The 16,347-nt window shown below is 72.5% G+C and carries 11 protein-coding genes; 9 read left to right on the forward strand and 2 right to left on the reverse strand.

The window, feature by feature from the left end:
- The first annotated feature begins 29 nt into the window (after window positions 1-29).
- Window positions 30-3,020, forward strand: a complete 2,991-nt coding sequence (uvrA, locus tag ABZZ38_RS04245; RefSeq protein ID WP_356735554.1) for an excinuclease ABC subunit UvrA — start codon at window positions 30-32, stop codon at window positions 3,018-3,020.
- A gap of 590 nt (window positions 3,021-3,610) precedes the next feature.
- On the opposite strand, the gene ABZZ38_RS04250 is transcribed toward uvrA, so the two are convergent.
- A complete protein-coding gene (locus ABZZ38_RS04250; protein ID WP_356735556.1) occupies window positions 3,611-4,507 on the reverse strand; it encodes a carbohydrate kinase in 897 nt (298 codons plus the stop codon).
- A gap of 126 nt (window positions 4,508-4,633) precedes the next feature.
- Between ABZZ38_RS04250 and ABZZ38_RS04255 the strand changes: the two genes are divergently transcribed.
- Complete coding sequence (locus ABZZ38_RS04255) at window positions 4,634-5,062, forward strand: Rieske (2Fe-2S) protein (RefSeq protein ID WP_356735558.1); 429 nt, start codon at window positions 4,634-4,636, stop codon at window positions 5,060-5,062.
- 129 nt (window positions 5,063-5,191) lie between these two features.
- Here ABZZ38_RS04255 and ABZZ38_RS04260 read toward each other — a convergent pair whose 3' ends face one another.
- Entirely contained in the window at window positions 5,192-6,163 is a 972-nt protein-coding gene (locus ABZZ38_RS04260; protein ID WP_356735560.1) for a hypothetical protein, read from the reverse strand.
- 226 nt (window positions 6,164-6,389) lie between these two features.
- Between ABZZ38_RS04260 and ABZZ38_RS04265 the strand changes: the two genes are divergently transcribed.
- The 7 genes from ABZZ38_RS04265 to ABZZ38_RS04295 all read left to right on the forward strand — a co-directional run bounded on the left by ABZZ38_RS04265 (window position 6,390) and on the right by ABZZ38_RS04295 (window position 16,293).
- Entirely contained in the window at window positions 6,390-7,001 is a 612-nt protein-coding gene (locus tag ABZZ38_RS04265; protein WP_356735562.1) for a papain-like cysteine protease family protein, read from the forward strand.
- A 5-nt stretch (window positions 7,002-7,006) separates the two neighbouring features.
- Window positions 7,007-7,897: a hypothetical protein gene (locus ABZZ38_RS04270; RefSeq protein ID WP_356735564.1), complete on the forward strand. Its 891-nt coding sequence runs from the start codon at window positions 7,007-7,009 to the stop codon at window positions 7,895-7,897.
- A gap of 140 nt (window positions 7,898-8,037) precedes the next feature.
- Window positions 8,038-10,035, forward strand: a complete 1,998-nt coding sequence (uvrC, locus tag ABZZ38_RS04275; RefSeq protein ID WP_356735566.1) for an excinuclease ABC subunit UvrC — start codon at window positions 8,038-8,040, stop codon at window positions 10,033-10,035.
- Window positions 10,028-11,110, forward strand: coding sequence for an RNase adapter RapZ (gene rapZ, locus ABZZ38_RS04280; RefSeq protein ID WP_356735568.1), 1,083 nt, complete (start codon window positions 10,028-10,030; stop codon window positions 11,108-11,110). The genes uvrC and rapZ overlap by 8 nt, the downstream gene beginning before the upstream one ends.
- Complete coding sequence (gene yvcK, locus ABZZ38_RS04285; protein ID WP_356735570.1) at window positions 11,107-12,129, forward strand: uridine diphosphate-N-acetylglucosamine-binding protein YvcK; 1,023 nt, start codon at window positions 11,107-11,109, stop codon at window positions 12,127-12,129. The genes rapZ and yvcK overlap by 4 nt, the downstream gene beginning before the upstream one ends.
- Window positions 12,120-13,109 carry a DNA-binding protein WhiA gene (gene whiA, locus ABZZ38_RS04290; protein ID WP_356735572.1) on the forward strand — a complete coding sequence of 330 codons (990 nt, stop codon included), beginning with the start codon at window positions 12,120-12,122 and terminating at the stop codon, window positions 13,107-13,109. Before yvcK ends, whiA begins: the two co-directional genes overlap by 10 nt.
- Window positions 13,110-13,335: 226 nt before the next feature.
- On the forward strand, window positions 13,336-16,293 hold the full coding sequence (locus ABZZ38_RS04295) for a M14 family zinc carboxypeptidase (protein ID WP_356735574.1): 2,958 nt from the start codon (window positions 13,336-13,338) through the stop codon (window positions 16,291-16,293).
- Window positions 16,294-16,347: the final 54 nt, after the last annotated feature.

Here is a 16,347-nt window from a genome sequence, read left to right on the forward strand (position 1 = left end):
CGCTTCTCTCAAGAAAGGTGCGGACCGGCGTGGCCGACCGTCTCATCGTCCGTGGCGCGCGCGAGCACAATCTGAAGAACGTCTCGCTCGACCTCCCGCGTGACTCCCTCATCGTCTTCACCGGGCTCTCGGGGTCGGGCAAGTCCTCTCTCGCGTTCGACACGATCTTCGCCGAGGGGCAGCGCCGGTACGTCGAATCGCTCTCCTCCTACGCCCGGCAGTTCCTCGGCCAGATGGACAAGCCGGACGTCGACTTCATCGAGGGCCTCTCCCCGGCCGTCTCGATCGACCAGAAGTCGACCTCGCGCAACCCGCGCTCCACGGTCGGCACCATCACCGAGGTCTACGACTACCTCCGCCTGCTCTTCGCGCGCATCGGCAAGCCCCACTGCCCCGAGTGCCGCCGGCCCATCTCGCGCCAGTCGCCGCAGGCGATCGTCGACAAGGTGCTGGAGCTGCCCGAGGGCAGCCGCTTCCAGGTGCTGTCGCCGCTGGTGCGCGAGCGCAAGGGCGAGTTCGTCGACCTCTTCGCCGACCTCCAGACCAAGGGGTACAGCCGGGCCCGGGTGGACGGCAAGACCATCCAGCTCACCGAGCCGCCCACGCTGAAGAAGCAGGAGAAGCACACCATCGAGGTGGTCGTCGACCGCCTGACGGTGAAGGAGAGCGCCAAGCGCCGGCTCACCGACTCCGTCGAGACCGCGCTGGGTCTGTCCGGCGGCATGGTCGTGCTCGACTTCGTCGACCTCCCCGAGGACGACCCCGAGCGCGAGCGGATGTACTCGGAGCATCTGTACTGCCCGTACGACGACCTCTCCTTCGAGGAGCTGGAGCCCCGCTCCTTCTCCTTCAACTCGCCCTTCGGCGCCTGCCCCGACTGCACCGGCATCGGCACGCGCATGGAGGTCGACCCCGAGCTGGTCGTCCCGGACGAGGAGCGGACCCTCGACGAGGGCGCGATCCACCCCTGGTCGCACGGCCACACCAGGGAGTACTTCGGACGGCTGATCGGCGGGCTCTCGCAGGCCCTCGGCTTCCGCACCGACATCCCGTGGGCCGGGCTGCCGGCCCGCGCCAAGAAGGCCCTGCTGTACGGCCACAGGACCCAGGTCGAGGTCCGCTACCGCAACCGGTACGGCAGGGAGCGGGCGTACACCACCCCTGCCTTCGAAGGCGCCGTCTCCTTCGTCAAGCGGCGGCACAGCGAGGCCGAGAGCGACTCCAGCCGTGAGCGCTTCGAGGGGTACATGCGGGAGGTTCCCTGCCCCACCTGTGAGGGCACCCGCCTCAAGCCGATCGTGCTCGCGGTGACGGTCATGGAGAAGTCCATCGCCGAGGTCTCCGCGATGTCCATCAGCGAGTGCGCCGACTTCCTCGGGCGCCTCACGCTGAACGCCCGCGACAAGAAGATCGCCGAGCGGGTTCTCAAGGAGGTCAACGAGCGGCTGCGCTTCCTGGTCGACGTCGGCCTGGACTACCTGTCGCTCAACCGCGCGGCCGGCACCCTCTCCGGCGGCGAGGCCCAGCGCATCCGGCTGGCCACGCAGATCGGTTCCGGTCTGGTGGGTGTGCTGTACGTCCTGGACGAGCCGTCCATCGGCCTCCACCAGCGCGACAACCACCGCCTCATCGAGACCCTCGTCCGGCTGCGCGACATGGGCAACACGCTCATCGTCGTGGAGCACGACGAGGACACCATCAAGATCGCCGACTGGGTCGTCGACATCGGCCCGGGCGCGGGCGAGCACGGCGGCAAGGTCGTCCACTCCGGTCCGCTGAAGCAGCTGCTGGCCAACAAGGAGTCGCTGACCGGGCAGTACCTGGCCGGAAAGCGGGCCATCCCGACGCCGGACCTCCGCCGCCCGGTGGACCCGTCCCGGCGGCTCACCGTGCACGGCGCGCGGGAGAACAACCTGCGGGACATCGACGTGTCGTTCCCGCTCGGTGTGCTCACGGCGGTCACCGGTGTCTCCGGCTCCGGCAAGTCGACCCTCGTCAACGACATCCTGTACACGCACCTCGCGCGCGAGCTGAACGGCGCCAAGTCCGTGCCGGGCCGGCACACGCGCGTGGACGGCGACGACCTCGTGGACAAGGTGGTGCACGTCGACCAGTCGCCGATCGGCCGCACCCCGCGGTCGAACCCCGCGACGTACACCGGCGTCTTCGACCACGTGCGGAAGCTGTTCGCGGAGACGATGGAGGCGAAGGTCCGCGGCTACCTGCCCGGCCGGTTCTCCTTCAACGTCAAGGGCGGCCGGTGCGAGAACTGCTCCGGCGACGGCACCATCAAGATCGAGATGAACTTCCTGCCGGACGTGTACGTCCCGTGCGAGGTCTGCCACGGAGCGCGCTACAACCGGGAGACCCTGGAGGTCCACTACAAGGGCAAGTCCATCGCCGAGGTGCTGGACATGCCGATCGAGGAGGCCCTGGACTTCTTCGAGGCCGTCCCGACGATCGCGCGCCATCTGCGCACGCTCACGGAGGTCGGCCTCGGGTACGTCCGGCTCGGGCAGCCCGCGCCGACCCTCTCCGGTGGTGAGGCGCAGCGCGTGAAGCTCGCCTCCGAGCTGCAGAAGCGGTCCACCGGGCGCACGGTGTACGTGCTGGACGAGCCGACGACCGGTCTGCACTTCGAGGACATCTCGAAGCTGATCAAGGTGCTGTCGAACCTGGTCGACAAGGGCAACTCGGTGATCGTCATCGAGCACAACCTGGACGTCATCAAGACGGCCGACTGGGTCATCGACATGGGCCCCGAGGGCGGCAGCGGCGGTGGCCTGGTCGTCGCCGAGGGCACGCCCGAGCAGGTCGCGGGCGTCCCGGCCAGCCACACCGGCAAGTTCCTGCGGGACATCCTCGACGCGGAGCGCATCAGCGACGCGGTGGCGACGATCCCCCCGGCGCGCAAGCGGGCGCCGAGGAAGACGGTGGCGGCGGACGGCACACCCCGCAAGACGGCCACGGCCCGCACCGCCACGGCGAAGAAGACGACGGCCCGCTCCCGGAAGTCCTGACCCGACCCCGGGTACGCACACCGGCAGGCCCCCGACCGTGGGCGCCTGCCGGTGACACCGGCCACCGAAACCGGCCGGGCGCCGGCGCCGGGGGCCACTCCTGAGCCCTGAGCCCGGTGCGCGTTCGAGGTTGCCCGGCCACCGGCCCCAAGCCGGGGCCGGCCCTGAGCCCGGTGCGTGATCGCAGTTGCGGGGCCCGGAACCGGCCCCGGACCGGTGCCGTGCCCGACCGGTGCCGTGCCGGACCCGGTGCCGTACCGGGCCGCGGGGGGCCGGGCACCAGCGCCTGCCCGGCGCCCGGGCCGCCGGTCGGGGCGGGCGAGCCGACCGGCGGGGGGCCGGGCGCCGGACCGGTGCCGGACGGGCGGAGGCCGGGGCGGCGGACCGGCATGTGCCCGGGACCCGTGTGCCCCGGACCCGTGTGCCCGGGACCCGGCCTCGGTGCCGGATCGCCGTGCGCCAGTTGCGGTGGACCGGGGCGCCGGTCCCAGCCGGGTGACGTCGGGGCGCCCGGCCCGGCCGGCCGACCCCGCCCGCGCCGGATCTGCGGCGCCCGGCCCCGCCCGCGCCCGACCTGGTCAGGGCATCGCTCAGGACAGTTCCGGCGCGTACGGGGGCTCCGCGCCCGGGCGGGAGCAGGTGACCGCTGCCGCGCGGGCCGCGAAGGTCAGCAGCTCCGTCCAGGCGGGCGCGTCCAGCGTGGCCGGGTCGCGGCCCGCCAAGCCGTGCAGCAGGGCCGCGTTCACCGTGTCACCGGCCCCGATCGTGTCGGCGACGGTCACCGGGACCGCGGGAACCGAGACGGACAGGTCACCCGTGAACACCGTCAGGCCCGCCGCACCCCGGGTCAGCACCACCGCCGACGGCCCCTTCGCCGGCCACTCCTCCGGCGAACCGCCCAGCCACCGGGCGTCCTCCTCCGACAGCTTCAGCAGCGACACATACGGCAGCCAGCCCGCGAACCGCGACCGGTAGGCGTCCGCGTCCGGGATCAGGCCCGGCCGGACGTTCGGGTCCAGCAACGTCAGCACACCCCGCTCCGACTCCCGCCGCAGCAGCGCCTCGTACGCGCTCGCGCCCGGCTCCAGCACCAGCGAGCACGTCCCGAAGGACACCGCCCGCACCCCGTCCGGCAGGCGCCCGGGGAGGGTGAAGAGCCGGTCGGCCGTGCCCTGCGCGTAGAAGCCGTACCGCGCGGACCCGTCCGCCCCCACGGAGGCGACCGCCAGCGTCGTCGGCTCGGGCCCCCGCTGGACGAGGCCGGTCGCGACGCCCGCCGCCCGCAGGCCGTCCACCAGAGCCTCCCCGAAGGCATCCGTCGAGACGCGGGAGCAGAAGGCGACCTCGGCGCCCAGCCGCCCCAGCGCCACCGCCGTGTTGTACGGGCCGCCACCCGGCCGCGGCACCAGCGGCGACAGGGTCGAGGGGCCCTCGGCACCGGGCTGCGGGACGAGGTCGATCAGGGACTCTCCTGCGACGACGATCACGTGCCCGAACGTAACGCATGGCCTTCACGGCGGGACAGCCCCGGCCGAAGGGCCTCCCATCTACGCGGGTATCGTCGGTTCCGTCACCGACGCCCCCATTCCGCCGCGCAACCCCGTGGAGAGCCCATGCCCGGCCAGCCCGCCGCCCGCCGTACCGTGCTGAAGGGCGCCGCACTCGCCGGTGCCGCCGGGCTGGGTGCGGCCGCCTGCTCCACGGAGTCCAAGCTGGGGCATGCCCAGAACCCGACCCCGACCGCCCCGGTCGAGCTCGGCGCGGCGGACGCCGTACCGGTCGGTGGCGCGAAGCTCTACCGCGAGCAGCGCCTGGTGGTGAGCTGCCCGGCGAAGGGGCAGTACAGGGCGTTCAGCGCGCAGTGCACCCACGCGGGCTGCGTGTTCGACAAGGTCGAGGGCGTCGAGGGGAACTGCCCCTGCCACGGCAGCCGCTTCGACGTCACCACCGGCAAGGCGATCAAGGGCCCGGCGACCGCCGCGCTGCCCGAGGTCCCGGTCAAGGTCACCGACGGCAAGCTGGTCGCGGGCCCCGACGCCTAGCCCCCTGGATCCCGCACGCCCCCACAGGCCCCCGGGTCCCCAGGCCCCCGGGTCCCCAGGCCCCCGGGTCCCCGGGTCGCCAGGCCCCCAGGCCACCGGGTCCTCGGGCCGGCTCCCAGCCGGTGACGCTCACTCCCAGTCCCAGTCGATCCCCAGGATCCCCGGCCGCACCCCCTGCTCCACGAAGTGGACCGTGCGGTGCCGCCCGCTCAGGGTCAGGTCGCCCCGGGCGCCGCGCGGCGCGCCCGTCGACGTCTGGGCGAAGCGCCGGCACCGTACCGGCAGGGCGTCCTCGTGGAACCGCACCTGCAGCACGTACTGCCCGCCGGCGAAGCTGAACCCCCGCACGTACTCGGCGCTCACCCCGCCCGTACCGTCCTCGAAGCCGTACCCGAAGACATACGTGTCACCCGCCCGCAGGCGCGCGTCGAAGAGCAGCTCGGCGATCACCACGCCGGTCTCCCGGTGGCGGCGCACCCGCCCGGGACGGCAGTTCTCGCCCGCCCGGACGACGACCCGGTCCGGGTCGCACCCCGGGTCCCCGTGGTGGATGGCCAGGTAGCGGTCGACCCCGTCGCGGTGGGCCCGCACCACGTGCTGCGAGTCGCGGCCTGCCAGCTCCCGCCCGGCCCCGATCCGTACCCGCTCGTGGTGTCCCACCGTGTGCAGCCCGCCGTCGACCGGCGAGCCGAGCTCCGCGATCAGCTCCTCGACGACCCCGGAGACCTCCGTCAGGGTGCGGTACGAGCGGGCAGCGGGCCGGGTGGGCATCGCCGCCCGCTGCGGCCCGGCCGAGGCCGCCGGGCCGCCGCCCTCCGACCCGCCGCCGAGCAGCCGGATCAACGAGCCACCGGGCAGCTGGAGCAGCTCCTCCAGCGCCCGCACGGCCTTCAGCGACTCGGGCCGCTGGGGGCGCCGGGCGCCCTGCTGCCAGTAACACAGGCTCGTCACCCCGACCTTGATGCCGCGATGCGCGAGATGGTGCTGCACCCGCTGGAGCGGCAAGCCGCGCACCGCCAGCGCCGCACGCAGTGCCAGATGGAACGGGCCGGTGTGCAGGACCTGCGCCAGATCGGCCTCGGTGTGTCCCGGCGGGGCCATGGGGACTCCTCAGTGAACGTTCACGACGGGCGGTACGACACGGCGCCGGTGGTGACGGGCGGGGCTGGTGGGCACGGGGATGCCGTTCACACATCAACCAGTGAGGTTCACAGCGCGATGTCACCCCGCATTGAAGCGCGTTGACCTGCCTCCGACAACGGGTGATGCTCCTCAGCAGCGTCCGGACGCGATCCTCCCTCCCCACATCCCCAGCCGGAGGAACGCGATGCGCAACCCAAGCAAGGACAGAAGCGAGCGCGGAAGCAGGGACAGAGCGTTCATCGTCGCTGTGCTCGCCGCCGCCCTCACCCTCCTCCTCCCGGTGTCCGCCGCCACCGCCGAGGACCGCTCCACGTTCGCCGCCAAGCGTCTCGACATCACCATGCAGGCCCAGCAGAAGAGCAACTGGTGCTGGGCCGCCGCCGGCAACACGATCGCCACCTGGTTCGGCCGCGGCCACACCCAGAACCAGTTCTGCAACGCCGCGTTCAACCGCCGGCAGGGCTACGACTGCCCCAACTGGCAGGCCACCCTGGGCAACGTACAGACCGGCCTGCGCTGGGCCGGCATCACCCCGGGCTCGTACGTCGACGGCTGGCTGCGCTACTCCACCGTCCAGACCGAGATCAACGCCAACCGTCCCGTCGAGACCCGTATCCAGTGGTCGAGCGGCGGCGGCCACATGCATGTCCTGTACGGGTACGACGACGCCAACAGCTGGGTGTACTGGGGCGATCCCTGGCCTTCCAGCGACCGCTACAACTGGGCCTCCCACGCCTGGTACGTCGACAACGCCTCCTTCTCCTGGACCCACTCGCTCTACCGGATCGGGGCGTGAGACGGATGACCCACCGACGACACACCGCCACCGCCACCGCCACCACCGCCGCGGTGCTGGCGCTGCTGGGCCTCGCCGCGCCCACCGCCCGCGCCTCCTCCACCACCGCATCCGGCGGCCCCGGCGCCGACACCCCTGACCGGGCCGTCACCGCCCCCGCCGCACTCGACACGCTGTCCCGCTTCTTCGCGCGCGACGGCGCCGTCTCCGTACGGGCCGCCCACCCCCGTATCGAGGGCAGGGCCGTCCCCGTCCGCGTCCTGTCCCCGGACTTCGTGGCGGGCCGGCCCGGCGCCCCGGTCGCCCGGGTGGAGTTCCACGCCGCCAAGGCGGTCTCCTCCGACGGGCAGAGGGCATCCGTGTGGGCCGTCCGCCAGGGCGCCAAGGGCTGGCAGGTCGTGAACATCGCGACCGGTGACGACGAGACCCGGTACGCCACGGAGGGCGCCCGCAGGCTCCCCGGCGGCACGGTCTTCCGCGAGCCGCAGATTGACGCCTGGTACGTCCACCAGGGCAGCAAGGTGCTCCCGCTGGACGAGGACGCGATACGGGCGGTCGGAACCGGCGGCACCACGCTCGCCGCCTATCAGGACCGGGTGGAGGCGGCGTACGGGGACAAGCTCCCCGGCTCCGCCTACGCGGTGAAGGGGAAGGCGGGCGGGTACACCGCCCAGGCCGACCCCGCCCCCGCCGCCCCAGGCGTCACCGGCGCGGACTCCCGTGTCACCGACGCCGACGCCGACGCCGACGCCCGCGCCGACGGCGGACCCGCCCACCGCAGCGCACCCGCGGCGGTGGGCACCGCGGCCGTCGTCGCCGCCCTCGCCCTCGCCGGGGCCCTCACCGGAGCCCTGATCCGGAGGAGCCGGCCGACCCCGTGGCGGCGCCGCGGCTGACCCCGCCCCGCCTCCGCCCACCCCGCCGCCGGGCTGCCGCCGCGACAGGCCCCGTGGAGCACCTCCGCCCCCACCGGAGGTGCTCCACGGACACCGGGACGACACCCGGAGTGTCACCGGGCGCCAGTAGGGTGTGAGGCATGGCAGACCCCTCCAGCTACCGCCCCAAGCCGGGACAGATCCCCGACTCGCCGGGGGTCTACAAATTCCGCGACGAGCACCGCCGGGTGATCTACGTCGGGAAGGCGAAGTCCCTGCGCCAGCGGCTCGCCAGCTACTTCCAGGACCTGGCGGGCCTGCACCCGCGCACCCGCACCATGGTCACCACGGCCGCCTCCGTCGAGTGGACCGTGGTCTCGACCGAGGTCGAGGCGCTCCAGCTGGAGTACTCCTGGATCAAGGAGTTCGACCCGCGGTTCAACGTCAAGTACCGCGACGACAAGAGCTACCCCTATCTGGCCGTCACCCTCAACGAGGACTTCCCGCGCGTGCAGGTCATGCGCGGCCAGAAGAAGAAGGGCGTGCGGTACTTCGGCCCGTACAGCCACGCCTGGGCCATCCGCGACACGGTCGACCTGCTGCTGCGGGTCTTCCCCGTGCGTACGTGTTCGGCCGGGGTGTTCAAGAACGCCGAGCGCACCGGCCGCCCCTGCCTCCTCGGGTACATCGGCAAGTGCTCGGCCCCGTGCGTCGGCCGGGTCGACCCGGAGGAACACCGGGAACTGGCCGAGGACTTCTGCGACTTCATGGCCGGCCGCACCGGCACGTACATCCGCCGCCTGGAGAAGGACATGATGCGGGCGGCCGAGGACATGGAGTACGAGAAGGCCGCCCGGCTCCGGGATGACATAGAGGCCCTCAAGCGGGCCATGGAGAAGAGCGCGGTGGTCCTCGCCGACGCCACCGACGCCGACCTGATCGCCGTCGCGGAGGACGAGCTCGAAGCGGCCGTGCAGATCTTCCACGTCCGCGGGGGCCGGGTGCGCGGACAGCGCGGCTGGGTCACCGACAAGGTCGAGGCCGTCGACACCGCGGGCCTCGTCGAGCACGCGCTCCAGCAGCTGTACGGCGAGGAGAGCGGCGACGCCGTCCCCAAGGAAGTCCTCGTCCCCGCCCTCCCCGAGGACCTGGACGCGGTCACGCAGTGGCTCAGCCAGCGCCGGGGCTCCCAGGTGTCCCTGCGCATCCCGCAGCGCGGTGACAAGAAGGCCCTGATGGCGACGGTCGGGCGCAACGCCCAGCAGGCCCTCGTCCTGCACAGGACCAAGCGCGCCAGCGACCTGACCACCCGCTCCCGGGCGCTGGAGGAGATCGCGAAGGCCCTCGGCCTGGACACCGCCCCGCTGCGCATCGAGTGTTTCGACATCTCGCACCTCCAGGGCGAGGACGTCGTCGCGTCCATGGTCGTCTTCGAGGACGGCCTGCCCCGCAAGAGCGAGTACCGCCGCTTCCAGATCAAGGGCTTCGAGGGACAGGACGACGTCCGCTCGATGCACGAGGTGATCAGCCGCCGCTTCAAGCGGTACCTCGCGGAGAAGGAGAAGACCGGCGAGTGGGCCTTGGAGGAGGCCGACGGCGAGGTCCCGGCGGACCTGCCCGAGGACGACGGCCGGCCGAAGAAGTTCGCGTACCCCCCGCAGCTCGTCGTGGTGGACGGCGGACAGCCCCAGGTCGCGGCGGCGCAGCGGGCCCTGGACGAGCTCGGGATCGACGACATAGCCGTCTGCGGTCTCGCCAAGCGCCTGGAGGAGGTCTGGCTGCCCGGTGAGGACGACCCGGTCGTCCTGCCCCGGACCAGCGAGGGGCTGTATCTGCTGCAGCGCGTCCGTGACACGGCTCACGACTTCGCCATCCGCTACCAGCGGACCAAGCGGCACAAGCGGATCCGGACCGGCCCGCTGGACGCCGTGCCCGGTCTCGGCGACGCGCGCAAGCAAGCGCTGATCAAGCACTTCGGCTCGGTGAAGCGGCTGCGCCAGGCGACGATCGACCAGATCTGCGAGGTTCCGGGCTTCGGCCGGAAGACCGCGGAGGCCGTCGCCGTCGCCCTCGCGCAGGTCGCCACGGCCGCTCCCGCCGTGAACACGGCGACAGGAGAGATCATTGAAGAGGACGACGGGGGTACCAGCCATGACTGATCAAGATCGACCAGCAGAAGCACCGGCCAACGCGCCGGTCAACGCACCGGCCGACGCGCCGGTCAACGCACCGGCCGACGCGCCGGCCGACGCGCCGGTGGAGAACAAGCCGGCGCCGGTCGCGCCGCACGCGCCGGTCACGGACAGAGAAGAAGACGGAGCAGCACACGTGAGTACGGGCACGACGATCGAGGCCGGCGAGGCCGCCGAGGCGGCCATCCCCGAGCTGGTGATCATCTCCGGCATGTCCGGCGCCGGGCGCAGCACCGCCGCCAAGTGCCTGGAGGACCTCGGCTGGTTCGTCGTCGACAACCTGCCGCCCGCCCTGATCCCCACCATGGTGGAGCTCGGCGCCCGCTCCCAGGGCAACGTCGCGCGCATCGCCGTCGTCGTCGACGTGCGGGGCCGCCAGTTCTTCGAGAGCCTGCGCGAGTCCCTCGCGGACCTCGACGCCAAGCAGGTCACCCGCCGGATCGTCTTCCTGGAGTCGTCCGACGACGCCCTCGTCCGCCGCTTCGAGTCGGTGCGCCGCCCGCACCCGCTCCAGGGCGACGGCCGGATCGTCGACGGCATCGCCGCCGAGCGCGACCTGCTGCGCGAGCTGCGCGGCGACGCCGATCTGGTGATCGACACCTCCAGCCTGAACGTCCACGAGCTGCGCGCCAAGATGGACGCCCAGTTCGCGGGCGACCAGGAGCCGGAGCTGCGCGCCACCGTCATGTCCTTCGGCTACAAGTACGGCCTGCCGGTCGACGCCGACCTGGTGGTGGACTGCCGCTTCCTGCCCAACCCCCACTGGGTGCCCGAGCTGCGCCCGTTCACCGGTCTCAACGAGGAGGTGTCCGGCTACGTCTTCAACCAGCCGGGCGCCAAGGAGTTCCTGGACCAGTACACCGAGCTGCTCCAGCTGATCGCCGCCGGCTACCGCCGCGAGGGCAAGCGGTACGTCACCATCGCCGTCGGCTGCACGGGCGGCAAGCACCGCTCCGTCGCCATGTCCGAGAAGCTCGCCGCCCGTCTCGCCTCCGAAGGCGTGGAGACCGTCGTCGTCCACCGGGACATGGGGCGCGAGTGAAGTCGTACCGCCGGCGTACGAGCAGCCTGTCCGTTCGTACGCTCCGCAGGCGCGGCACGCAGCCCAAGGTCGTCGCCCTCGGGGGCGGCATGGGCCTGTCCGCGTCCCTCGCCGCGCTGCGCCGCATCACCGGCGACCTGACCGCCGTGGTCACGGTCGCCGACGACGGCGGCTCCAGCGGCCGGCTCCGGGAGGAGCTGGGCGTGCTGCCGCCCGGGGACCTGCGCAAGGCCCTGGCGGCGCTGTGCGGCGACGACGACTGGGGCCAGACGTGGGCCCGCGTCATCCAGCACCGTTTCCAGTCCAAGGGCGACCTGCACGAGCACGCCGTCGGCAATCTGCTGATCGTCGCCCTGTGGGAGCAGCTCGGCGATCACGTCCAGGCGCTGGACCTGGTCGGCAGGCTGCTGGGCGCGCACGGCCGGGTGCTGCCCATGTCGGCCGTGCCGCTGGAGCTCCAGGCGCTGGTCAAGGGCCATGACCCCGAGCGCCCCGAGGACGTGGACCTGGTGTGCGGCCAGGCCACCGTGGCGCTCACGCCCGGCGAGGTGCAGTCGGTCCACCTCGTGCCGAACGACCCGCCCGCCGTGCCCGAGGCGGTCGCCGCCGTGCTCGACGCGGACTGGGTGGTTCTCGGGCCGGGCTCCTGGTTCTCCTCGGTGATACCGCACCTGCTGGTGCCGGAACTGTTGGAGGCCCTCGTCGAGACGAAGGCCCGCAGGGTCCTCTCGCTGAACCTCGCGCCGCAGCCCGGAGAAACCGAGGGCTTCTCCCCGCAGCGTCATTTGGAGGTTTTGGGACGACACGCCCCTAAACTCGCCCTGGACGTGGTGCTGGCCGACGAGGCCGCCGTACCCGACCGCGAATCCCTCTCGGATGCCGCCAAGCGGCTCGGTGCCGCGGTCGAGCTGGCCCCGGTGGCCAGGAAGGACGGCTCGCCGAAGCACGACCCGGAGCTGTTGGCCGCCGCGTACGACCGTATTTTTCGGATGCATGGAAGGATCGGCCCATGGCGATGACGGCAGCGGTGAAGGACGAAATCTCCCGGCTTCCCGTCACCCGGACCTGCTGCAGAAAGGCGGAGGTCTCGTCGATCCTGCGGTTCGCGGGCGGGCTGCACCTGGTGAGCGGCCGGATCGTGATCGAGGCGGAGCTGGACACCGCGATGGCGGCGCGCCGCCTGAAGCGGGACATCGCGGAGATCTTCGGGCACGGCTCCGAACTGATCGTGATGGCGCCCGGCGGCCTGCGGCGCGGCTCGCGTTTCGTCGTACGCGTGGTGGCCGGCGGGGACCAGCTGGCCCGCCAGACGGGGCTCGTCGACGGCCGTGGCCGCCCCATCCGGGGTCTGCCGCCGCAGGTCGTCTCCGGCGCCACCTGTGACGCCGAGGCCGCGTGGCGCGGGGCCTTCCTGGCGCACGGCTCGCTGACCGAGCCGGGCCGCTCCTCGTCGCTGGAGGTCACCTGCCCGGGTCCCGAGGCCGCGCTCGCGCTGGTGGGCGCCGCCCGTCGGCTCTCGATCCCCGCGAAGGCCCGTGAGGTCCGGGGCGTGGACCGCGTGGTGGTCCGGGACGGCGACGCGATCGGCGCCCTCCTGACCCGCCTCGGGGCGCACGACTCGGTGCTGGCCTGGGAGGAGCGGCGGATGCGCCGCGAGGTCCGGGCCACCGCCAACCGGCTGGCCAACTTCGACGACGCCAACCTGCGCCGCTCCGCGCGCGCCGCAGTCGCCGCCGGCGCCCGGGTGCAGCGCGCCCTGGAGATCCTCGGCGAGGAGGTCCCCGAGCACCTCGCGGCGGCCGGCCGGCTGCGCATGGAGCACAAGCAGGCGTCGCTGGAGGAGCTGGGCGCGCTCGCCGACCCGCCGCTGACGAAGGACGCGGTCGCGGGCCGGATCCGCCGCCTCCTCGCGATGGCCGACAAGCGGGCCCAGGACCTGGGCATCCCCGGCACCGAGTGCAATCTGACGGAGGAGATGGCCGACGGCCTCGTCGGCTGACCCGCACCGGCGAAGCCCGGCCCGCACCGGCCAAAGCCGGCTCGCAACGGCGAAGCCCGGCCCGCACCGGCGAAGCTGCCGGCGCCCCTTCCGGGGGCGCCGGCAGCGGTGTTCCGGGCAGCGTCACGGCCGACGTCCCGCACCCGAGGCTCTCTTGACATGATCATGAACTGTCATGAGCCTGGCGTCTGTTCACTTTCGTGGCAGACAACAGCAAGGGGGGCTTATGAGACGCAGAGCGGGATCGATCCTCGCCGCGGCTTCACTGCTGATAGCCGGCCTGGCGGCGGCACCCGTCGCCGGAGCGGAGCAGACGGACGACCCGGACGGCGGCGACGGTGTCTCCGTATGGCACGCGAAGGTAAGCAAGGACCAGGTGCCGCTCCTCCTCGCAGCGGGTACCGACGGGCACGAGCTGAGCGAGCAGGTCCCCGAAAAGGGCGCCGCGACCATTGAGTTGTACCTGACCGACCGGCAGGCCGACCGCCTGCGCGACAAGGGCGTCAGCCTCTCCGAGCACACCCTCTCCGCCACCGCCGAGAAGCGCGTCGCGGCGGCCGGGGACGGCGTCTTCCGCCCGTACGGCGGGGAGACCGGGCTCAAGCGGGAGATCATGGCGACCACCCGGGCCCACCCGGGCATCACCAAGGTCATCAGCATCGGCAGGACCGTCAAGGGCCAGGACATCCTCGCCCTCAAGCTCACCAAGGGCGCCAGGAAGTCCGAGGACGGCTCCAAGCCCGCCACCCTCTACCTCTCCAACCAGCACGCCCGTGAGTGGATCACCCCCGAGATGACCCGGCGGCTCCTGCACCACTACCTCGCCGGCTACGGCAAGGACCCCCGCATCACCAGGATCGTCGACACCACCGAACTGTGGTTCGTGCTCTCCGCCAACCCCGACGGATACGACTTCACCCACGCCGACCCCGCCAACCGCCAGTGGCGCAAGAACCTCCGCGACAACAACGGCGACGGGCGGACCGCTCCCGGCGACGGCGTCGACCTGAACCGGAACTTCGCCTACAAGTGGGGCTACGACGACGAGGGTTCGTCCCCGGACCCGGCCGACGAGACCTACCGCGGCACCGGCCCCATGTCCGAACCCGAGACGAAGGCGCTCGACGCCTTCCAGAAGCGCATCGGCTTCCAGTACGGCATCAACTACCACTCCGCCGCGCAGCTGATCCTGTACGGCGTGGGCTGGCAGGTCGCCACCGACACCCCCGACGACGTCGTCCTCAAGGCGCTGGCCGGCACCCCGGCCAAGCCCGCCGTCCCCGGCTACCGCCCCCAGGTCTCCTCCGAGCTCTACACCACCAACGGTGAAGCCGACGGACACGCGGCCAACGTCAACGGCATGCAGATGTTCACCCCGGAGATGTCGACCTGCGCCACCGCCTCCCGCATCGACCCGAACGACGCCTGGGAACCGGCCGACTGCGCGTCCGTCTTCACCTTCCCCGACGACGAGAAGCTGATCCAGCAGGAGTTCGCCAAGAACATCCCCTTCGCGCTCGCCGTCGCCGAATCCGCCGCCCGCCCCGACAACCCCCTCTCGCCGGTCGGCACCGACGCCCCCGCCTTCGTCCCCGACACCTTCCCCACCTCCTACGCGTACGACGGCGCCGACCAGGAGGTCTCCGTCACCGCCCGCAAGTCCCTGCGCGACAAGGAGCTCAAGTACCGCGTCAACGGCGGCCGTACGCACGACCAGCGGCTCGAAGCCTGGGAGGGCGGCGAGACGTACGGCGGCGAGGACAACCTCTACTACGACGAGTACCGCGCCGAGGTCCAGGACGGCGAACCGGGCGACACGGTCGAGGTCTGGTTCACCGGCCGTACCCGCGACGGAAAGCGCGTCTCGTCCACACCGTTCACCTACACGATCGCCGCACGCCCGCGCGGTGACACCCTCGTCCTCGCCGAGGAGGGCGGCACCACGCCCGCGCGGCACACCGCCGCGTACACCAAGGCCCTCGCCGACAACGGCCGCCGGTCCGTCGTCTGGGACGTCGCCACCCAGGGCGTCCCGCACCCGCTCGGCGTGCTCGGCCACTTCCGGACGGTCGTCTGGTACACCGGCGCCGACCGGCCCGGCGGCGACACCATGCTCGCCGTGCGCGACCACCTCAACGAGGGCGGCAAGCTGATCAACGCCGGTGAGCAGGCGGGCGGCCTGGTCGACATCGGCCGCGCCGACTCCAACGACTTCGCCCAGTACTACCTCGGCGCCTACCACCGCGCCGGCCTCAAGGACCCCTCCGCCTTCGCGGGCACCGGGCCCTTCGCCGGAGCCAAGGCGGGGCTCGGCGCCGCCCCGGGCAATCCGCTGGACAACGCCGGCGCGTACACCGTCACCTCCGACACCCTCACCCCGGACCGGTTCCCGCAGTTCCGCAGCGCGGCCGCCGGTGACTATCCGGGCCTGCGCACCCCCTTCGAGCCGTACGAAGGCGCCTCCTTCGGGGCGGCACGGCACGCCGACAACGCCTGGATGCGGCTGACCCGCACCGTCGACCTCACCGGCGTCGACGCCGCCTCCGCGCCCGCCTTCCACTTCGCCCTCAGCCACGACACCGAACCCGGCTACGACAACGTCATCGTCGAAGCCCGCACCGCCGGACAGGACGACTGGACCACCCTGCCCGACGCCAACGGCAACACCTCCACGGAGGTCCCCACCGACTGCGGTGAGGGCTTCTACGTGAGCGGCCACCCGTTCCTCGCGCGCTACCTCACCGTCAGCGCGGACGGCTGCACCGCCACCGGCACCACCGGCGCCTGGCACGCCTTCACCGGTGCCTCCAACGGCTGGCGCCAGGCCGCCGTCGACCTGAGCGCGTACGCCGGCAAGAAGGTCGAGCTCTCCCTCTCCTACGTCACCGACCCCGGCACCGGGGAAATGGGCGCCTTCGTCGACGACACCAGGCTCGTCGTCGGCGGCACCGCCCGCGGCGCCGAGGGCTTCGAGACCTCGCTCGGCGCCTGGACCGTCACCGGACCCCCGGCCGGCAGCCCCGGCAACGCCGTGGACTGGGTCCGCTCGCCCGCCCTGTTCCACTCGCAGGCGGCCGTCACCACCCGCGACACCGTCCTGCTCGGCTTCGGGCTGGAGCACGTCCCCGCCCCCGCCGAGCGCGAACGGCTCATCGGAAAGGCGCTCAGCGCACTCCGCCGCTGACCCTGCGTAGCCGCCTCGGAGGCCCGGAGTCCGTACCCGCTGGTAGGTACGGAC

It is taken from the genome of Streptomyces sp. NPDC006368 (genome assembly GCF_040612535.1).
GTDB lineage: Bacteria > Actinomycetota > Actinomycetes > Streptomycetales > Streptomycetaceae > Streptomyces.